A 20,050-nucleotide genomic window follows, 5' to 3' on the forward strand; every position below is an offset into this window, starting at 1 on the left:
GCAGCCTTCACCGTCGGCAGACTTCTGCAATCGAGGTCAATACAGCACCATTTTCAAAGATCTCCTGTGAGGTGAGGTATTCATCCCCGACCTGGAGTACTGGTGCTTCCATCACAAATATGCCGTTCATTCTCAGATCGGTGAGTGCTTCGGGATCCTCAAGGCTCCGTTCCATAAAGGGGATCGCATTGTCCTGAAGGTATTGTTTGAGTATTTCACAGTTCGGACAGACTTCGAGTGAATAGACAATAATTTCATGAACATCAGACATGAGGCATACCCCTTCTCTTAGTATAGATCTATACGTTCCTTCTATTCTTATTTGCCATCTGATATCTGTTCCTCTCCTGACAGAACCGGAGGTGAAGATATTTCCCCTTTTATGACGAAGACATACTTCAGGTTATCGAGTTATGGTGAGGGCATTTATTGCAATCGATCTGCCGGCATCCCTGCAGGAGGCATTATCTCTCGTTCAGGAGCCACTGCACAAGGCACCGGGACGGCTTGCGATCGTTGATCCCTCCCTCCTTCATATCACCCTGAAATTCCTTGGAGAACTGTCTCCCGATCAGGTTGCCCGTGTCATTGAAGAGCTGAAATCCCTGGAATTTCCTGCATATCCAGTTTCGATCAGAGGTATTTCAGCAAACAATCCAACTCGCCCCCGCGTCATCTGGGCAAAGGTGCAAGATGAGGGGAAAACTGCTGCGCTTGCCGGACTGATTGATTCAGCTCTTGAAACTATAGGTGTTTCTCGTGAAACCCGGCCATTCCGCCCACATATCACCATTGCGCGGGTGAAGGAATTTCATCCCGGAATTCCAGCAGCCATTTTCCCACTCTCCGGATGGATTGGAGGGGAGATCGATATCAGCCGGATTGTCCTGAAGAAGAGCACTCTCACCCCGCGGGGACCCATCTATGAGACGCTTGCTGAGGTGGCGCTATGACCAGAAGTCCCTTTGAGGAGGAGATCCTCTCCCGAATCAGGCCTACACCTGAGGAGGTGGAACACCTCCGCACCATCTCTGATCGGATCATTGCGTACCTGATGGAATATCATCAGCGCCCCTCAATGGTCGTCGGATCAGTTGCCCGGGGGACATTTGTCCGTGGTGACCGCGATCTTGATATCTTCATGCTCTTCCCAACAGATCTCCCCCGTGATGATCTTGCAAAGGATGGGATTGCGCTAGGGCGTGCTGTTGTGGCTCACTTCGGGGGTACCGCTGTTGAAAAGTACGCCGAGCATCCGTACTTAAATGCCCGGATTTTTGACCTTGATATCGATCTCGTTCCCTGCTACCATGTGGCATCTGCTACCGAGATCAAGAGTGCGGTGGACAGAACCCCGTTTCATACCCGGTATATTATTCCCCGTATCGCCGCATATGTCGATGATGCCCTGCTAATGAAGCAGTTTACAAAAGCAGGAGGCGTGTATGGATCAGATCATATGACTGAGGGCTTCTCAGGCTATCTCTGCGAACTCCTTGTCCTTCATTACGGTGGCTTCAATCCGCTCATAAGGGCAGCGACAGAATGGCGGCCCACGGTTCTGATCGATCCGGAGAATCACCGGGAGCGTTTTTTTGATGAGCCGCTTGTTGTGGTCGATCCAACCGATCCAAACCGGAATGTCGCCGCAGCCCTTTCACTTGACCGGATGTGCGCTTTGATAGAGCTTGCACGCGCTTACCTGAAAGATCCGACGGAGGCATTCTTCATGATTCACCGTCCAGCCTCATTTACAAAAAAACAGGTGGAGCTGGCACTTGCCGAACGTGGATCTGCGCTGTACACCATAACCTTTCCAACACCCCCCTATGTCCCGGATACTATTGTTCCGCAGCTCAGGAAGAGTACAATAGCAATCAGAGACCTTCTGGAGCGGTCGGGCTTTTCCGCAAACCGGATCGACTGCCATATGGGTGAAGAGAGATCCGTTCTCCTCTTTGAGCTCCTCAATGACAGGGTTCCACCAGTTGTCCGGCATATCGGTCCTCCGGTGAATAACAGTGACAATGCAGAACGCTTTGTCCGTAAATATATTGAATACTCACCTCTCTCTGGTCCTTTCATTGAGGATGGGCGGTACATTGTTGAGGTTCGCCGCCCCTATACCGAGGCTAAAACCCTCCTCTCATCAAAAGATCTGCTTGAAGCCGCCCTTGGGAAGCATGTGAGAAAGTCAATGGTGGAGCATGGCTGGAATGTTGCGTCCGGCGCCAACTGCTGGAATGAGAATCTCTCAGAATTTCTGGCAGCCTTCTTTGAGCGATCAAGCCCGGCTGTCCGGATCATGAGGATGGGTGGGAACACCGGGAGATCATGATCCTTCTTTCTGGTTCTGATCAGCCTCCTCATAAAAATTGATTCTGCCAATATCGGCGATCTACATATGTTCTCTCCTGAAAAACCCTTGCTTCGGTCAATAGTTTTATTCATTCAAACCACGAGTCACCAGTATTCCCGATCCCGGATCGCCTGGTACCCGCCTTGCAATCCTCTATGTCGATGATGAACCTGGTCTCCTCCATATAGGAAAGCTCTACCTTGAACGGGAAGGTGAATTTGCGGTTACAACCATCAGGAGTGCACACGAGGCAATCCAGCTCCTCTCGGAAGAATCATTTGATGCAATAATCTCAGATTACCAGATGCCGGGATGCGATGGCATCTGCTTTCTCAAGCATCTCAGGGCGAATGGGAACCCAACTCCGTTTATCATCTTCACCGGAAAAGGGCGTGAAGATGTTGTTATTGACGCATTAAACAGCGGAGCTGATTTTTACCTCCAGAAAGGCGGTGATCCAAAGTCGCAGTTTGCCGAGCTCTCAAACAAGATACGGTATGCTATATCAAAAAGGAGGAGTGAACAGGCGCTTTTTGAAAGCGAGGAACGGTATCGGAATGTTGTTCTTGTGCAGACAGAGCTTATCTGCCGTTTTCTACCGAATGGCACCATTCTCTTTGCAAATGGTGCATACTGCCGTACCTTTGATCTGGATCCGGACTCTGTTATCGGAAGACGGTTCAAGCCAAAGATTCATCCCGATGACGTTCACAAGGTCGCCCTCCTTTATGCTTCTCTTACCCCGAAAGAGCCGTCCGGGACCATCGATCAACGAACCATCATGAAGGATGGCGGGATCCGGTGGCACCGGTGGAGCACGACAGCCCTTTTCGATGAACGGGGTATTCTTTCCGAATACCAGGCGGTCGGAAAGGATATCACCGATCTCATTGAGCGCGATTTTGAACTCCAAAGGAGAAATGATGAGATAAGGGCTGCTTTTGAACAGCTGGCTGCGGCTGAAGAGGAACTCCGCCAGCAGCTGGATGAACTGACTGAAGCGCAGCATGAACTCCGTGAGGGCAGGCGACAGCTTCGGACTATTCTTGATCACTCATATGATGGGATCATCATCAGTGATTCCGATGGTGCAATTATCGATGTAAACGAGACGATGCTGAGGATGTTTGGGGTTTCGCATGAAGAGGCGCTCTCCTCTTCTCTTTCTGAATATCTCTCCGGCAGCCGAAGCCCTGGTCAATCCGAAAAAGGCCTGATGGATGGTTTTTCAGATGCCGGGGAATTATCTGCCCTCTCTGCCCGTCGCCCTGGTGATGGGACACTCTTTGATGTGGAAGTCTTCCGCACCCGGATACGATTTGAAGGGCGGGATCTCCTCCTCCTCAATATCCGGGATCTGACTGATAGGAAGCTTGCTGATGAAGCCGTGCGGAGGCGTATCCTGATCGATCAATCCCGTGACGGTATTGTGACCCTGGAACAGGATGGCAGCGTCTTCGAATCGAACAGGCAGTTTGCCGATATGCTCGGGTATACGCAGGATGAGATCCGGAATCTCCATGTCTGGGATTGGGATTTCCAGTTCAAACCGGAGACGCTGCTTGAGATGCTCGGAACGGTTGGTGAGGACGGCGATCACTTCGAGACACTGCACTGTAAGAAGGATGGCAGTGTCCTTTCGGTTGATATCAGTACAAATGCAGCCGTATTCTCTGGAAAGAAACTGATATTCTGTGTAGTCCGTGATATAACCGGGAAGAAGCTTGCGGAAGATGCACTCCGGAATGCAAACCGCCAGCTCAACCTGATGACAAGCATCACCCGTCATGATATCCAGAACCAGCTCATGATCACTGAAGGTTTTCTCTATATGGCTAAGAAGCGTGCAAGCGGAGATGAAGAGTTGCTCCGTCAACTGGAGAAGATTCAGATCTCATCAGAGATGATCCAGCGCCAGATTGCCTTCACCAAGACGTATCAGGATATTGGTGTACATAAGCCAAAGTGGCATGAACTCAATAGCATACTTCCACGAACAGATGTACCGGAGGAGATTCGTTTAACCGCAGAGGTGGAAGATGTTTCCATCTTTGCAGATCCTATGATATCCAGGGTTTTTGAGAATCTCCTGGATAATACAATCCGCCATGGAGAGCATGTTACGCGGATCTGCGTCAGTTATGCTCAGGCAGGCGATGATCTCATGATCATCTGGGAGGATGATGGAGCCGGTATCCCTGAGAATTTGAAAAAGAAGATTTTCAATCGTGGCTTTGGTAAAAATACCGGCTATGGCCTCTTCCTCTCAAGCGAAATCCTCGGGATAACCGGGATTGCCATTCAGGAAACCGGTGTGTATGGGGAGGGAGCACGGTTTGAAATTCTGATTCCAAAAGGTGAATTCAGGATTTCGACAGCCTCTCAAGCTGCATGATGTATGCTAACCCGCTCTTTTTGGCCACAATAGCTGACAGTATGTCTCTCTCGAGCAGATAAGTTCCGCTTCAGATGATCTCTTTCCAAAAGGAAGAGGGATATCTATTGATTGCCTCTTTTTCGAATTGACAACCTTCATCATCTAAAAAGAGCTATTCTTGGATTGGGAGCAGACTCATGGAGATGGAGCGGGGTATTTTTCATGGGGATATCATCAATTTTCTGCCTGATGCAACACTGGTTATTGACCGGGATGGTCTTGTCATTGCATGGAATCGTGCCATGGAGGAGCTTACCGGAGTATCTGCTGATTCGATGCTCGGCAAAGGCGACTATGAGTATGCTCTCCCGTTTTATGGGGAGCGGAAACCGCTTCTTGCAAACCTGGTCTTCATGCCCGAGGTCGAGATCGAAAGGCGGTATAATAGTGTCGAAAAGATCGGCGATACGTTGGTGGTTGATATCTTCATCCCGACATTTGGGCCGGACGGTATCTATCTCTGGGCAAAAGCAAGCCCGCTGTATGGTCCGGATGGCGGGATCATCGGTGCAATCGAGACGATACGGGATATAACCGATCGGAAACGTGCTGAAGAGGAGATCGCCAGATCCCACAAGAGCCTTGCAGATACCATAAATTTTCTGCCTGATGCAACACTGGTTATTGACCGGGATGGTCTTGTCATTGCATGGAATCGTGCAATGGAGGAGCTTACCGGAGTATCTGCTGATTTGATGCTCGGCAAAGGCGACTATGAGTATTCTCTCCCGTTTTATGGGGAGCGGAAACCGATTCTTGCAAACCTGGTCTTCATGCCCGAGGTCGAGATCGAAAGGCTGTATAATAGTGTCGAAAAGATCGGCGATACGCTGGTGGTTGATATCTTCATCCCGACATTTGGGCCGGACGGTATCTGTCTCTGGGCAAAAGCAAGCCCGCTGTATGGTCCGGATGGAGGGATCATCGGTGCAATCGAGACTATACGGGATATAACCGATCGGAAACGTGCTGAAGAAGAGATCGCCAGATCCCACCAGAGCCTTGCAGAGATCATCAACTTTCTTCCCGATGCAACATTTGTGATCAACAACAGGGGCAATGTTATTACCTGGAACCGTGCCATGGAGGAACTGACCGGAGCATCTGCCGAATCGATGCTTGGTAAAGGCGATTATGAGTATGCCCTCCCATTCTATGGCAAACGCAGGCAGATGCTTGCAAATCTTATCCTATTGCCTGGCGCCGAGGTTGAGAGCAAATATTCCACTGTACAACGGGAAGGGGATACCTTGATCGTAGATACCTTCATTCCGGGTATGGGGGAGTCCGGCAGATATTTCTGGGCGAAGGCAAGCCCTCTTAATGATCCTGAGGGAAAAGTCATCGGTGCCATTGAGACGATACGGGATATTACGGAGAGGCGGGAGATGGAGGGGCGTATTGCACGCTCAAATGCCGAACTTCAGATTGCCGCAGAGATCCAGCAGAGTTTCCTTCCTGATCATATTCCAAAGCTTTCGGGTTATGATATCGCAGCACGGAGCGTGATGGCAAAGGAAGTGGGTGGTGATTTCTTTGATGTCATCCCATTCGAGGTGATCCTGCTTGAAAGCGGAACCCTTGGCATACTTATTGCAGATGTTTCGGGAAAAGGCGTTTCAGCAGCACTCTTTATGGCGTTGTCACGTATTGTGGTACGGATGACTGCAATCTGGCATAAGGACCCAGCCTCAGCCATTTCTTATGCAAACAATATAATCTGTCAGGATTCAAAGGCCGGGATGTTTGTAACCCTCTTTTATGGCAGGATTTCACAAGAGGATGGAACGATGACCTATGTCAATGCGGGCCATAATCCGCCGGTTGTTTACCGGGCAGGGCCACAGTCCGTTGAGGAGCTCATGCCCACCGGTATTGCTCTTGGTGCAGTTGAGGATGCGGAGTACTCCTCTGATATCATCTCTCTTGAAACCGGTGATGTCGTCGTCATGTATACTGATGGCATTACAGAGTCAGTCAATTCGGAAGGAGAGTGGTTTGGTGAAGATCGTCTCCGAATGATACTCCTTGAGAATGCAACACTTCCGGCGCAGGATATCCTGGATAATATCCTCCGGGCAGTCATTTCATTTGTCGGCGATCTGCCCCAGTTCGATGATATCACACTGATGGTGGTCAAAAAGACCTGATGAGGCGATCCGCGTTATGACGTGGAATGGCAGGATCCGGATCCACCCTGCCCTCCCAACATCAGCCAGATTACTCTCAATGAATGGGAATAATCAAGAACTTCAGAGTCGATGAAGATATACTGATGTCTGCTGTTTCGGTTCGATGATGTGGGGATATATTTGAAAAGACGCCTTCCAATACACAAGCCAGGCAGAGCCTGCCACCAGATCGATCAGGTATCACCGCCGGATGCACCTGGTTCCTCTGATAGGCCGCACTCTCCTGATCCCGCCGATACAGATGTCTGGCTGAACCGTGGCATTGCTGAGGCAGCCCTCGGACATCAAGAGGAGGCACTTCTCTCCTATGATCGTGTTCTAGCAATCGATCCGGATTATACTCCTGCCTGGATATTCCGTGCCGTTGCTCTTGCTTCACTCTCCCGTCTCAGTGATGCACTTGCCTCAAATGACCGTGCAATTGCTCTCAACCCCGGTGATGCTGTTGCCTGGATCAACCGTGGCGCCGATCTCGCCGATCTCGGCCACCCTGTGGATGCATTCGCATCATTTGAGAAGGCGATTGCACTCAACCCTGACGATGCCCTTGCCTGGTCTGGCCGGGGCATCTGCCTCACCAGCCTCGGCCGGTACGCCGATGCCCTCACTTCTTTTGATCACGCCCTCACCCTTGATCCGGATGATGGCTGTACATGGACGAATCGTGGTAATGCGCTCCTTGGACTGGGACAGTATGCCAATGCGATCGCCTCATGTGAACGTGCACTCGGAATCGATCGAAAAGATGCGTCAGCATGGTATTTTCGCGGTGTTGCCCTTGCCAATCTCGGCAGGTATGCTGATGCCGTCGCCTCGTTCGATCGCTCCCTCTCCCTGAACCGGAGAAATGCCTATGCCTGGTATAACCGTGGTAATGCACTGAGGAGCCTGTCTGAATATGAAGATGCACTCATCTCCTATGATCGTGCCCTTGCACTGGATCAGAAGAATGCAAGTTCCTGGACCGGCCGCGGCAACGCCCTCCTCCGTCTCGGCAGATACTCCGATGCCGTCTCATCATATGGAAATGCGCTTTCAATCAACCCTGAAGATGAGGTTGCCTGGAATAATCGCGGTGTTGCCCTTGGTGCACTTGGCAGGTATACTGAAGCCCTGGCATCCTATGACAGGGCGCTGTCGATGAACCCGGATGATGCCCTCGCCTGGACCGGCCGGGGGGTGGCACTTGCAGAACTCTCCCGATACACCGAAGCACTTGATTCCTTTGAGAGGGCGCTTCAGATAAATCCGAAGAATGCGCCGGCGTGGTATAATCGCGGCAATGCCCTCGCGAACCTTGGCCGGTATGATGATGCCCTGAGATCCTATGATCGTGCCCTTGCAATCCAACCCGAATATGCAACCGCATGGTATAACCGCGGTAATGCATACCTTGGTATCGGGAGGCTGGAGGATGCGCTCGCCTCATATGACAAGGCTCTGGAAATTGATCCCTCCAACCCATGCGCATGGGCAAACCGGGGCAATGCCCTTGGCGTTATTGGAAGGTATGCAGATGCGGTTGCATCCTGTGATAAGGCGCTCTCCCTCGATCCTGAGAACGCAAATGCCTGGACCGGCCGTGGTGTTGCTCTTGAAAAGATTGGCCGGAGAAATGAGGCGGTCGCTTCGTATGATAAGGCCCTTGCCCTCGATCCGGATCACGCCCTTGCCTGGTATATCCGTGGGACTGCACTTGGAAATCTAGGCCGCTTTAAGGATGCTCTAGCCTCCTATGATCGTTCTCTTGCGCTTAATTCACGGGATCCACACGTCTGGACCGGCCGTGGTGTTGCCCTTGAAAAACTCGGGAGGTTTGGCCATTCCCTTGCCTCGTATGATAAGGCCCTTGAGTTCAATCCTGATGATGCCCATGCATGGGCAAACCGGGGCAATGCCCTTGGCGGGCTTGGACGATATGATGATGCCCTCCTCTCTTATGACAAGGCCATCGCATTCGATCCGGATCTTGCGGTGGCCTGGACGGGCCGTGGTGTTGCGCTTGAGAAGCTTGGCTGTGTGGATGAAGCATTCAGATCCTATGAGCGGGCGCTTTCGCTCAATCCTGATGATGATGTTGCCCGAACCGGAAGAAACACGCTTATTGACAGGCTCAGCCGCCAGCATGATCTCCCGGCACCCTCTGATCCTGGTGTTGAGTGTGATGAGCCTGTTACGGACATTGCCGGTGAAGGATCGAATAGCACTGGTAGTGGCATGAGTCCTCTCTACCCGGACTCGTCTGCCGCTCAAACGGTTGTATCATCCACAGGATCGATTGATATCGCTCATCATCCGAAACTGCTCTATTATCTTCGTCGGAAGAAGAGGGGTGCCGTATCTGCTGCTGATATGGATCTGTCTCTTTCAACTGCCCTCTCAGAGATCCGGAGGATGGGATCGGCCCTTGGGCTTTCCCGGGAAGTCCAAAGTGAAGCCAGGGAGATCTGCAAAAAAGAGGCTGCGGCGGGAAGGATTCCGGGTGGATCTGATCAGACTCTTTCAGTAGCTGCACTTTACCATGCCTGCCGGCAGAAGAGCCTGCCTGTAACCCTTGATGCGATCATCCATCTCTCGCGCCTTTCACGGAGAGAGGCGGTATTTATCGGGGAGAAAGCTGATGATATCCGGGTTGTCGATCCCTATCAAACCGATATCTCTTCTGCTCTGGATCGCATATCCGGGCTGCTTGGGATCGATGAAATCCAGCGGAGGCGTGCCGGGGAGATCCTCTCCGGGCAGCCGGTAATACAGGAAGAACGAAAAAAGGATGCTGCTGGTTTTGCAGCTGCTGCTCTCTATCTCGCCTCACTTGAAACCGGAGAGAGGCGAACCCAGAGTGATGTCGCAAAGGCTGCCGGGGTGGGGGTTGCCACCCTCAGGAACCGGTGCCGGGAACTGGGTCCCTGATCTCTGGCAATTCCTTTTAGTATGGGTTGAAATCTGCATCTTTTGTATCTGATCACTCTTGTGGGATGCCCCGTGCCGCTTTCTTCGCGGCAAGTGATTCGATCGCTTTCTCGTCAATTCCGTCTTTTATCAGCAATGCTCCCGATGCAATCGCAGACTTGACAAATGTTTCTCCGGTGCCGCTCCTGATGATCAGTGTCGTTTGTCCGGGAGGAGAACCGACTGCACCTGCCGAGATATCTGCTGATCTGGCAGTCAGGTCGGTGCAGATCCGGCATCCCGGGCGAACCGCTTCATTCAATTCCTTCAGGGGAATCGTCAGTGTCTCGCCATCGGTCTTTGTAATCAGAAGCCCTTTCTTCATATCGAGCCTCCCGATATCCTGGGGCTGAAGCTGGTATCTTCGCTCAAAAATTCCCTGCACAAGATGATTGTAGTCAAACGTCTCTGTGCAGAAGAGACCAAGAACCAGCCTGATCGATCTCGCATAGGGCCTGACCAGATCGTTTTCGCTTGCCTTCATCTCCGCTACCGCCTCGGTGACACAGGGAAGCCCGATGACGGCGATCTTCCTGCATTTCTTCTCAAGGACGGCTGTCTTCAGTGCTGCAAGCAGGGGAACCCACCAGGCATACCTGCTCCCCGCATGGCGAATCAGCTCTCCTGACGAGGTGATCACTACTGACTGGGGTTTCAGGGTGAAATGGTCCTCGGAAACAGTAACGACAGCATCGATCAGGCCGTTGTCAAGGGCATCAGCGAGGATCGCCGTGACTGCTCCGCCGCTCTGCCGGTGTGGGATCTCGATTCCTGCTGTTGCCGAGACGATCGAGCGGTAGTCCCCAAGGAGGCCCCGCCCCTGTATCATCTTCACTCGTGGGCAGACCTCGTAGCAGGCTCCACAGGGAACTCCATCTGTGGCCTCTTTACAGTAACTGCGGTTTAGAGGATGGCTGTTTTCTTCGGCTGTAAAGATGAGGGCATCTGCGGGACATACAGCAATACATGCCCCACAGCCACAACATCGGTTCGTATCCCAGACTTCCCGCCTGAGATCTTCATAACATCTTCCCTGCATGCTCTGTCACTCCCAGGTGTATTTATTTGCAAATGGTCGTCCGCTGGCAGGGGTAATCCTTGTATATTCAGCAGAGAGGAGCGTTTCCTCATCCACTGAGAAAGCCTCCGCATATCTCCGGATAAGCGGTTTGATCCTGTCAAGATCTTCTTCGGTTGCCACCGCTTTCCGTGCACCGACCCCGAGGATCCTCTCCGGGATATCGCCCCGAATGAAGATCTCACCACCATGAATGCCGGTTCCAACCCCGCGATCAGGCAGGATGCGCTCGCCCCGGCATCCAAGGATGATGATCACTCCGCCTGCCATGTACTCCCCAAGGAAGGAGCAGGCATTTCCACCCGCAATCAGAACCGGGCGGTGATCACCATACTCTTTCATATGAATCCCGCCACGATAGCCGATATCTCCTTCAACCATCACCGTACCGCCACGCATCGAGTGTGCGGTTGCATCTCCCGAGTTCCCATGAACGATGATCTCCCCTGCATCCATGGTGTTGCCGGGTGCATGATCGCAGTTGCCAAAGACTTCGATCACCGGTCCGCTCATGAACATCCCGAGATCTCCTCCGGGTGTGCCGCATACGGTGATCCTGGCTTTTCCTTTCAGCCCGTCAGCAATAAACCTCTGTCCAAGGACATTTTCTATCCTGATCTGGTCAACCCCCCGTGCGACTGCTGATCGAATCATGATATTGAGGGGGGTATAATGGATGCCTTCTGCATTGATTACCAGTTCTTCATCCATCGTTTATGCCCCCACTGGTTTCACATCAAGCACATTCATCATCGCTTCGTCCAGCATATATCCTCTCAGCCGGTCACGGTTTCCACGCAGGCTTTCGATGCTGTTGATACCGGCAGCACCCATCAGTTCACTGATCTCCAGCGTCCATCCACGGATCAGGTTTGCCACATGCTGCCACTCGACATCAGGATCAAGCCGCTGGGTGAGGCGAGTATCCTGGGTTGCAATACCCCACGGGCAGAGGCCGCGATAACATGTTCCACAGACACGGCAACCCATTGCGATCAGTGCTGCGGTTCCGATGTATATTGCATCCGCTCCAAGAGCGATTGCCTTCGTGACATCCGCTGCATCCCTGATCCCGCCGGATGCGATGATCGAGATCTCGTTCCGTATCCCCTGTGACCTGAGTTTCTGGTCGACTGCTGCGATTGCTGCCTCGATGGGGATACCGACATGATCGCGGAATACCCTCGGTGCGGCTCCGGTTCCTCCACGGAATCCGTCAATGACGACGGCATCGGCAGAGGAGCGGGCAATGCCTGAGGCAATTGCTGCAACATTATGGACTGCCGCGATCTTGACAAAAACCGGTTTCTTCCATTCGGTTGCCTCTTTCAAGGAATGAACCAGCTGTTTGAGATCTTCTATCGAATAAATGTCATGGTGCGGTGCCGGGCTGATCGCATCGCTCCTCTCAGGTATCATTCTTGTCTGTGAGACCTCAGGTCCGACCTTTTCACCGGGAAGGTGTCCGCCGATACCTGGTTTTGCCCCCTGCCCGATCTTGATCTCAATTGCAGCCCCGCGTTCAAGGTAATCGATATCAACACCAAAACGCCCGGAAGCGACCTGGACGATCATATTATTCTGGTACTCCCTGAGTGAGGGGTGAAGCCCACCTTCTCCGGTTCCCATGAAGGTTCCCAGATTCGAAACTGCCCTGGCCATTGAGAGCTGGGCATTGAGGGAGATTGCTCCATAGCTCATATGGCCGATCATGATCGGGATATTCAGTTTGAGGTTCGGGGAAAGGGTGGTATTCAGCTCGATATCTCCGTCTTTTCCCCGTTTGATCTCGAGCTTCCTGGGTTTCTTGCCAAGATATGTCCGAAGCTCCATCGGTTCCCTGAGCGGATCGATACTCGGGTTTGTTACCTGGCATGCATCAAGCAGCAGCCGGTCGAAGATGTTTGGAAGGTCGGTTGCATTCCCCATACCGGCAAGGACGATCCGTCCGGTCCGCGCCTGGTTATAGATCGCCTCCCGTGCCTCCCTGCTCCAGAGCGGGTGACTCCGGTAGTCGATTGGTTTTTCTTCAATAGAGATCGCATCACGCGGACACATGGCGACACACCGGTGGCATGCGACACATTTCCGTGAATCAACAACGATCGTCTCGCCTTCCCGGCGATACGTGCCGTAGGGACAGTTTTCGATACACCGCTCACAGAGCATGCAGCGGGCGGGGTCTATCCTGACTTTGAATTTGATCGGGATCGATCCGATGCTCATACCCTCACCCTCCCGATAACCGGTTCACCCGCTTTTGGCATCCATACGCGGTCAAGATTTGGCTCCATCCTCCTGATCGCCGCCTCTTCACTGGATATGTAGAGACGGTCGCCTGCCTCTGCTGCAATCAGCGGCCTGAGCTTGATCCGGTCGGTGAAACCGACGATCCCGTCAGCCGTTGCAACAACAATGGCAAACGGTCCGTTCATCAGTGCCGATCCATAGGTCAGCCTGATGGCGCTGTTCAGTGTGGCGTCGGCTTCTTTCATCCGGTCGATCTCATCCCAGAAAGGTGGGGCAAAGGCGCGGACCATCAGTTCTTCAGGGAGGCCGTGCTTTCTCCCGAGGAGATCGCAGAGGTATGCGACAACCTCGGTATCGGTGAACATGGTACATTTGTATCCATAGCTCTCAATATAACGGCGGTTTGTCCCATATGAGGTAATCTCGCCGTTATGGATGACACTCCAGTCGAGAAGATTGAAGGGGTGCGCACCACCCCACCACCCCGAGGTATTTGTCGGGTACCTGTTATGGGCAAGCCAGATGTAGCCTTCGTACTGTTCAATCTGGTAAAAGTCAGCAACCGTCTCCGGCCATCCTGATGCCTTGAATACTCCGATATTCTTGCCTGATGAGTAGACGAGCGCACCCTGGACGGTGGTATTGATCTTCATCACGAGCATCGTGATGATATCCTCTTCAGGGGTTGTGCTTCCGGGCATCAGGGTCCGGTCAGGCTTGAAGAAGTATCGCCAGGGGATATGGGTTCGGCGGAGATCGGGCTGTTCAATGGTTGGTATCTCTTCTTCGTATTCTATCTCCCCCCAGGTTTTGAGGATCTCATCCACGGTGCCCTTTGGCTCGACAAGGTTGTTAAAGAAGAGGTGAAGGGCATAGTACTCTGAATAATCCGGATAAATGCCATATGCGGCATACCCTGCACCTTCGCCGCTCCCCCGTTCATTCATGAGCGAAAGTGCGTGTTTGATGCGGGTTCCATCCATTCCGGCTTTTGATCTGTCAATGACGCTGATAATGCCACACATGAGTATCACACGGGAACGATTTCTTCATGACTCCCGGATGTATATGGTTGTTCCATTAACTATTTATAGTAATCAGTAGAAGTAATCTTCCATATGACAGGAGACGACGTGTCCAGGATCCTGGAACAGATCGAGGAAGACCGGGTGAAGTTCATTCGGCTCCAGTTTACCGATATCATCGGTATGGCAAAAAATGTTGCGATCCCTGCGAAGCAGGCCGAGAAGGCACTGACTGACGGTATCAGCTTCGATGGGTCGTCCATTTTGGGATTTGCACGGATTGAAGAGTCGGATATGGTTCTGAAACCGGATATCTCCACGTACCAGATCCTCCCCTGGAGGCCTGAGGCGATGCGGGCTGCACGGTTTATCTGCGATATCTACACTCCGAAAGGAAAACCCTTTGAGGGTGATCCGCGCTACATCCTCAGGAAGCAGGTTGAGGAGGCAGCGAAGATGGGGTATATCTTCAACACCGGCCCGGAACTGGAGTTCTTCCTCTTCCGCCAGCAGGATGGAAAACCCTCCCTTGAACTGCAGGATACTGGTGGCTACTTTGATCTGGCGCCAACAGATCTGGCAGAAGATGTCAGGCGTGATATCATCATTGCCCTGACCGATATGGGCTTTGATATAGAAGCATCTCACCATGAGGTTGCCGAGTCGCAGCATGAGATTGACTTCAAGTACGGGGATGCCCTCACAACGGCAGACAATGTGATCACCTTCAAGTTTGCAACCAAGACGATTGCTCTTCAGCGGGGGCTGCATGCAAGCTTTATGGCAAAGCCGATCTTCGGGATTAACGGGTCCGGCATGCATACGAACTGTTCTCTCTCGACGATGGATGGTAAGAATGCCTTCTATGATCCTGATGCGCCAAAGCAGCTGTCTGATATTTCAATGAAGTTCATTGCAGGTCTTCTGAAGCATGTGAAAGCGATTACACGGATCGCAAACCCGACGGTTAATTCGTATAAGCGGCTTGTTCCCGGCTATGAAGCGCCTGTCTATATCGGGTGGAGTACTTCAAACCGGACAGCGCTCATCCGTGTGCCCGCTCCACGTGGGCGGAGTACCCGTGTGGAACTCCGGAGTCCGGATCCCACCTGCAACCCCTACCTGACCTTTGCTGCAATCCTCGCCGCAGGTCTTGACGGGATCAAAAATGATCTTGAGCCTCCAAAGAGTGCTGATAAGAATATCTTCCACATGACCGGCGATCAGCGGAAGGATGAAGGGATCGATACCCTGCCGGGGAGCCTGTTTGAGGCGAACCAGTACCTGATGAATGATCCCCTCATCTGCAATGCCCTTGGCCCTCATGTAACAGAGAACCTCAACTCGATCGCGGAGATTGAGTGGGATTCATTCAGGACAGCTGTTACGGACTGGGAGACAAAACGGTACCTCGCGACCTATTAATCCCCTCGTCCCTTCTTTTCCTTTTGAATCAAACCGGATTCATTTTTTTTCTGCATTTTTCTCCCTTTTCAAGCGCATTTTTAGCCGGACTTCTCTCTTTGGAAAGGCAGGATCGCTATCTCTCATTGTATTCATCTCTCTCATTTCTATATCATAATAGTAAACTATTTATCTGATAGAAGATAACTTCCTTCTAAGTCATGCAGGATGGTGGTGTGGAGTATCGGGGTAATTCCCTGCTCTGCTCCCTTCTGTGTGACTTTGTATGGTAATTCGGGCATTTTCTCCCTGCCCTGCCCCATGTGGCAATGAGAAAACAGCCGGGATGTATGAAATAGATCTCAGAAATGAAGAAGATGGAGTTGAAAGAGAATGGGACTTGATTCGGGTGCAACGGCCTTTGTGTTGATTGCAACGGCTATGGTCATGCTGATGACACCCGGTGTCGGGTTGTTTTACGGCGGCATGGTTCGGAAGAAGAACTTCATCTCGACGATTGCGCTTTCGATGATCGCGTTTGCTGTTGTGAGCATCCAGTGGGTAATCATAGGGTATTCCCTGGCGTTTGGCCCGGATGTAGGCGGGTTCATCGGAAATCTCGATTATGTCGGGCTCCAGGGAGTCGGGATGGATGGTGACGGGATACCGGATCTCCTCTTCATGGCCTTCCAGCTTGTCTTTGCAGGGCTGACGCTTGCGATATTGACCTCTGCAATGGCAGAACGTGTGAAGATCAGTTCGTTCATCATCTTCGGCCTCCTCTGGACGACGCTCGTCTATGATCCGCTTGCCCACTGGGCATGGGGTGGTGGCTGGGCACATCAGCTCGGAGCGCTTGACTTTGCCGGTGGAACGGTCGTTCACATCAGCTCAGGTTTTGGAGCTCTTGCCGCAGCACTCATCATCGGGAAACGTATCGGATTTGGAAAGCACTCGATGGAGCCGCATAACATCCCGATGACCCTCATCGGCGGTGCGCTTCTCTGGTTTGGATGGTTTGGATTCAATGCCGGTTCAGCCCTTGCAGCTGATGGCCTTGCAGCAAATGCCTTTGTGGTGACGAATATCTCAGCAGCTGCGGGTGCTCTCGCCTGGATGTTCGCTGCATGGGTTCAGGGCAAGCCCTCGTCCCTCGGTATGATCTCGGGTGCAATTGCGGGTCTTGTGGCAATCACGCCTGCTGCAGGCTTTGTCGATCCGATGGCATCAATTCCGATTGGTCTCATTGCCGGTCTTGTCTGCTACAAAGCAATGCTCTGGCGGATCAATAAAGGCCTTGATGAAACCCTCGATGCATGGGCGATCCATGGTGTCGGTGGTCTCTGGGGTGCTTTGGCAACGGGTATCTTTGCGACTGCTGCTGTTGGCGGTGTGAACGGTCTCCTCTATGGAAACCCAGGCCAGCTTGGTATCCAGGCAATTGATGCGTTTGCAGCGGTGATCTATGCATTCGTTGTGACCTACATCCTTGCCTATGCTGTCCACAAGACGATCGGTCTCCGGGTAACAGAAGAAGAAGAGTATGTTGGTCTTGACATCTCACAGCATGGAGAGAAAACTTCAAGTTAGCTGGGGGAGTGTGGATGAAAAAAATTGAGGCAATAATCCGGCCGGAACGGTACGAACATGTCGAGAAAGCCCTTGAAGAACATGGGTTTTCCGCAATGACCGTCTCGGATGTCAAAGGACGCGGTTCCCAGCGTGGGATCATACTCCAGTACCGTGGCAAGACGATGAAAGTGAATCTGCTGCCAAAGATCAAGATCGAGATGGTTGTAAAAGATGAGGATCTTCACCGTGCAGTCGAAACAATCCAGACAGCTGCACGGACAGGGATGGTTGGTGATGGCCGGATCTTCGTGATTCCGGTTGAGGAGGCATACTGGGTACGAAAAGACGATAAGAGCGAATAAAAAGAGAATTGGGCTCCATAATTCTTAGTACTATCTCCCACTATAAAAGGGGGGCTGATGGAGCCCTATAAGCCCCCCTTTTCCTATCACCCTTGTTCTTATGAATGTATTTATCGAATGCTGATGCTTTTTTTGTGTATGGCTGAGCCGGGAAGAGCGGATTATTATGCAAAAAAAGAACGGAATTGTTGGATCAGAGATCCAGCCAGCCACGAAGCTTCATCGCCTCAACGACACGGGAAATAGCAACAATATATGCCGCTTTTCTCATTGAGATACCGCGTGCACGTGATGTCTTGAAGATCTCGTGGTGTGCTTCAACCATCTTCTCTTCGAGTTTATGGTTCACCTGATCCTCTGTCCAGTAGTCCAGTGTCCTGTTCTGAACCATCTCAAAGTAGGAAACAGTAACGCCTCCGGCATTTGCGAGGATATCGGGGAGGACGATGATGCCCCTGTCTTCAAGAATGCGATCCGCTTCCGCGGTAGTTGGCCCGTTTGCCAGTTCTGCGAGGATCCTTGTCTTGACCCGTCCGGCATTCTCGGCGGTGATTGCATCTTCAAGAGCTGCTGCAATGATGATATCCGCTTCGATCTCAAGCACCTCGGCGCTTCCGACTTCCTGGGTGTTTGGTGCACCTTTGACTGATCCGGTCTTTGTCTTGTGTTCGATGATCTCCTCGAGATTCAGGCCATCAGGGTTGTAGGCGCCTCCGCGTGAGTCGGAGACGGCAATGACGCGGCAGTTCAGCATATTGCGTGCAAGCAGGGCGGAGTACATACCGACATTTCCAAAGCCCTGGACAACAACGGTTGCTCCTTTTGTTTCAAGCTCGATCTCGCGTGCTGCTTCCCTGATAGTGAGAATGCCGCCGCGTCCCGTTGCTTCTGTCCTTCCGAGTGAACCGCCGATCCGAATCGGCTTTCCGGTGATGATACCGGGTTTGTACTCTCCGCTGAGACGGGCATATTCATCCATCATCCATCCCATGATGGATGCATCGGTTCCGACATCAGGTGCGGGAACATCGGTCTCCGGACCGATAAATTTCCATATACGGCCCATATATGCTCTGGTAAGCCGTTCAAGCTCGCCGCGGGAGAGCTTCTTTGGATCACAGATGATGCCGCCTTTTGCCCCGCCTAGCGGGAGGTTCATGACGGCACATTTCCAGGTCATCCATGCCGCAAGTGATCTGACGATCTCAACGGTCTCTTCAGGATGATACCTGATACCCCCCTTCATCGGTCCCATGGCATTGTTATGCTGGACGCGGTATCCGGTGAAGACCTTCACGCATCCATTATCCATACGGACCGGAATAGAGACCTTTAGCTCCCGTTTTGGGTTCTGAAGGAGTTCTGTTGTACTCTTGTCGAGGTTCAGATCGCGTACGCACTCTTCAATAATATTGTACTGCGATTCTGTTGAATGATTCTTGTCAGTATCCATGTACTATCTCCTTGTAGCATTTGGGCCACTACTCCAAACGCACATATTTGTAAGGCGTGAGGGTAATAAGTGCTTGTCTTCCATCCCTTTATAAATGTGCTGGAACTTGTCCTATTTATATAGTTTATTATGCCCCCTCGTTCAGGGGAAGATTCCTATCATGCCAATTCCGATTCCAAACATCATTATTGCAAAGATCTGTTTCAGCCTCTCTGAAGGGAGCCGGTGGGCTGTTGCCACACCTACCCGGCTCAGGGGGATCATTGCTCCTGTTAAAAGAACCCATTGGAAAATGTCGATATAGCCAAGGAATCCTCTTCCAAGCTCTTCTATCATTGCTCCATGGAACATGTATGCAGCGATGCCGCCGATTGAGAATAAGAGGATGCATGCTGAGGATGTCGCAACTGCCCGGTGTATCGGGAGTTTAAAGATGAAAAGGAGCATCGGGACCAGGATGAATCCTCCTCCAAGTCCGAGAAGCCCTGAGAGGAGGCCTGCAATAATCCCGGTCAGTGTCCATATGCAGAGTCCACTTCTTGTTGTACCGCCTGATGAGGCAGAGGTGCCCCGTACCATCCGGATTGCAGCGAGGATGACCAGCATCCCAAAGATTACTTTCAGGATTTCAACAGGGAGATGCGACGCGAGGGTCCCCCCTGCAAAACCTCCTAGTATTCCGGCTATTCCGATTGGAAGAGCAGCATTCCAGTCGATTGCACCCCTTTTCTGATGTGCCCATGCAGCGGCACAGGATACCGGGAATACAACCGCGAGGCTCGTTCCAAATGCAATGCGGATGGCATATGTCGGATCAATCCCACCATCAACCAGGAGGAGGTACTGCACCGGGACCATGAGGAATCCGCCTCCGACCCCAAGGAGGCCCGCAAAAAAACCGGCAATGATGCCTGTCAGAATCAGAATGAGTATGATCCAGATCAGATCCAGCATAATCACCCATTTTCT

15 protein-coding genes are annotated in these 20,050 nt (G+C 51.9%); 8 read left to right on the top strand and 7 right to left on the bottom strand.

The genetic code is table 11. The annotated features are described in order from the left end of the window. Positions 1 to 7 precede the first annotated feature (7 nt). A complete protein-coding gene (locus ACYUBO_RS03915) occupies positions 8 to 271 on the bottom strand; it encodes a glutaredoxin family protein (protein ID WP_300334789.1) in 264 nt (87 codons plus the stop codon). A 142-nt stretch (positions 272 to 413) separates the two neighbouring features. On the opposite strand from ACYUBO_RS03915, the gene thpR reads away from it, so the two are divergent. From thpR to ACYUBO_RS03940, 5 genes are all read left to right on the top strand, one after another. Further along, on the top strand, positions 414 to 953 hold the full coding sequence (gene thpR / locus ACYUBO_RS03920; protein WP_460372524.1) for an RNA 2',3'-cyclic phosphodiesterase: 540 nt from the start codon (positions 414 to 416) through the stop codon (positions 951 to 953). Beyond that, a complete protein-coding gene (gene cca, locus ACYUBO_RS03925) occupies positions 950 to 2,338 on the top strand; it encodes a CCA tRNA nucleotidyltransferase (RefSeq protein WP_460372526.1) in 1,389 nt (462 codons plus the stop codon). The genes thpR and cca overlap by 4 nt, the downstream gene beginning before the upstream one ends. Before the next feature lie 205 nt (positions 2,339 to 2,543). Further along, complete coding sequence (locus ACYUBO_RS03930; RefSeq protein ID WP_460373582.1) at positions 2,544 to 4,754, top strand: response regulator; 2,211 nt, start codon at positions 2,544 to 2,546, stop codon at positions 4,752 to 4,754. 179 nt (positions 4,755 to 4,933) lie between these two features. Further along, entirely contained in the window at positions 4,934 to 6,946 is a 2,013-nt protein-coding gene (locus ACYUBO_RS03935) for a SpoIIE family protein phosphatase (protein ID WP_460372528.1), read from the top strand. Between the two features lie 162 nt (positions 6,947 to 7,108). Beyond that, positions 7,109 to 9,898, top strand: coding sequence for a tetratricopeptide repeat protein (locus tag ACYUBO_RS03940; RefSeq protein WP_460372530.1), 2,790 nt, complete (start codon positions 7,109 to 7,111; stop codon positions 9,896 to 9,898). 52 nt (positions 9,899 to 9,950) lie between these two features. Here the strand turns inward: ACYUBO_RS03940 and ACYUBO_RS03945 are convergent, their stop codons facing one another. The 4 genes from ACYUBO_RS03945 to ACYUBO_RS03960 are packed head-to-tail and all read right to left on the bottom strand — an operon-like array spanning position 9,951 to position 14,290. Then, complete coding sequence (locus ACYUBO_RS03945; protein ID WP_460372532.1) at positions 9,951 to 10,976, bottom strand: Coenzyme F420 hydrogenase/dehydrogenase, beta subunit C-terminal domain; 1,026 nt, start codon at positions 10,974 to 10,976, stop codon at positions 9,951 to 9,953. 6 nt (positions 10,977 to 10,982) lie between these two features. Next, the gene (locus tag ACYUBO_RS03950; RefSeq protein ID WP_300333358.1) at positions 10,983 to 11,726 is read right to left on the bottom strand and encodes a GltB/FmdC/FwdC-like GXGXG domain-containing protein; all 744 of its coding nucleotides are present in this window, start codon (positions 11,724 to 11,726) and stop codon (positions 10,983 to 10,985) included. Positions 11,727 to 11,729: 3 nt separating this feature from the next. Continuing rightward, complete coding sequence (locus ACYUBO_RS03955; protein WP_300333361.1) at positions 11,730 to 13,241, bottom strand: glutamate synthase-related protein; 1,512 nt, start codon at positions 13,239 to 13,241, stop codon at positions 11,730 to 11,732. After that, entirely contained in the window at positions 13,238 to 14,290 is a 1,053-nt protein-coding gene (locus ACYUBO_RS03960; RefSeq protein ID WP_460372535.1) for a class II glutamine amidotransferase, read from the bottom strand. Before ACYUBO_RS03960 ends, ACYUBO_RS03955 begins: the two co-directional genes overlap by 4 nt. A gap of 93 nt (positions 14,291 to 14,383) precedes the next feature. Between ACYUBO_RS03960 and glnA the strand changes: the two genes are divergently transcribed. The 3 genes from glnA (at position 14,384) to ACYUBO_RS03975 (ending at position 17,628) form a co-directional block, all read left to right on the top strand. Further along, entirely contained in the window at positions 14,384 to 15,715 is a 1,332-nt protein-coding gene (gene glnA / locus ACYUBO_RS03965) for a type I glutamate--ammonia ligase (protein WP_460372537.1), read from the top strand. Between the two features lie 372 nt (positions 15,716 to 16,087). Next, the gene (locus ACYUBO_RS03970) at positions 16,088 to 17,284 is read left to right on the top strand and encodes an ammonium transporter (protein WP_460372538.1); all 1,197 of its coding nucleotides are present in this window, start codon (positions 16,088 to 16,090) and stop codon (positions 17,282 to 17,284) included. A gap of 14 nt (positions 17,285 to 17,298) precedes the next feature. Beyond that, positions 17,299 to 17,628, top strand: a complete 330-nt coding sequence (locus ACYUBO_RS03975; protein WP_300328597.1) for a P-II family nitrogen regulator — start codon at positions 17,299 to 17,301, stop codon at positions 17,626 to 17,628. A 193-nt stretch (positions 17,629 to 17,821) separates the two neighbouring features. Here the strand turns inward: ACYUBO_RS03975 and ACYUBO_RS03980 are convergent, their stop codons facing one another. Continuing rightward, the gene (locus ACYUBO_RS03980; RefSeq protein ID WP_460372540.1) at positions 17,822 to 19,081 is read right to left on the bottom strand and encodes a Glu/Leu/Phe/Val family dehydrogenase; all 1,260 of its coding nucleotides are present in this window, start codon (positions 19,079 to 19,081) and stop codon (positions 17,822 to 17,824) included. Positions 19,082 to 19,222: 141 nt separating this feature from the next. Then, positions 19,223 to 20,035: a sulfite exporter TauE/SafE family protein gene (locus ACYUBO_RS03985; protein WP_300328591.1), complete on the bottom strand. Its 813-nt coding sequence runs from the start codon at positions 20,033 to 20,035 to the stop codon at positions 19,223 to 19,225. Between the last annotated feature and the right edge of the window lie 15 nt (positions 20,036 to 20,050).

It is taken from the genome of Methanocalculus sp. MC3 (assembly GCF_054767395.1).

What these genes read in the sequence shown, in the direction of transcription:
- ACYUBO_RS03915 (WP_300334789.1), bottom strand. Translation starts at nt 271, where the DNA reads ATGTCTGATGTTCATGAAATTATTGTCTATTCACTCGAAGTCTGTCCG.
- thpR (WP_460372524.1), top strand. Translation starts at nt 414, where the DNA reads ATGGTGAGGGCATTTATTGCAATCGATCTGCCGGCATCCCTGCAGGAG.
- cca (WP_460372526.1), top strand. Translation starts at nt 950, where the DNA reads ATGACCAGAAGTCCCTTTGAGGAGGAGATCCTCTCCCGAATCAGGCCT.
- ACYUBO_RS03935 (WP_460372528.1), top strand. Translation starts at nt 4,934, where the DNA reads ATGGAGATGGAGCGGGGTATTTTTCATGGGGATATCATCAATTTTCTG.
- ACYUBO_RS03945 (WP_460372532.1), bottom strand. Translation starts at nt 10,976, where the DNA reads ATGCAGGGAAGATGTTATGAAGATCTCAGGCGGGAAGTCTGGGATACG.
- ACYUBO_RS03950 (WP_300333358.1), bottom strand. Translation starts at nt 11,726, where the DNA reads ATGGATGAAGAACTGGTAATCAATGCAGAAGGCATCCATTATACCCCC.
- ACYUBO_RS03955 (WP_300333361.1), bottom strand. Translation starts at nt 13,241, where the DNA reads ATGAGCATCGGATCGATCCCGATCAAATTCAAAGTCAGGATAGACCCC.
- ACYUBO_RS03960 (WP_460372535.1), bottom strand. Translation starts at nt 14,290, where the DNA reads ATGTGTGGCATTATCAGCGTCATTGACAGATCAAAAGCCGGAATGGAT.
- glnA (WP_460372537.1), top strand. Translation starts at nt 14,384, where the DNA reads ATGACAGGAGACGACGTGTCCAGGATCCTGGAACAGATCGAGGAAGAC.
- ACYUBO_RS03970 (WP_460372538.1), top strand. Translation starts at nt 16,088, where the DNA reads ATGGGACTTGATTCGGGTGCAACGGCCTTTGTGTTGATTGCAACGGCT.
- ACYUBO_RS03975 (WP_300328597.1), top strand. Translation starts at nt 17,299, where the DNA reads ATGAAAAAAATTGAGGCAATAATCCGGCCGGAACGGTACGAACATGTC.
- ACYUBO_RS03980 (WP_460372540.1), bottom strand. Translation starts at nt 19,081, where the DNA reads ATGGATACTGACAAGAATCATTCAACAGAATCGCAGTACAATATTATT.
- ACYUBO_RS03985 (WP_300328591.1), bottom strand. Translation starts at nt 20,035, where the DNA reads ATGCTGGATCTGATCTGGATCATACTCATTCTGATTCTGACAGGCATC.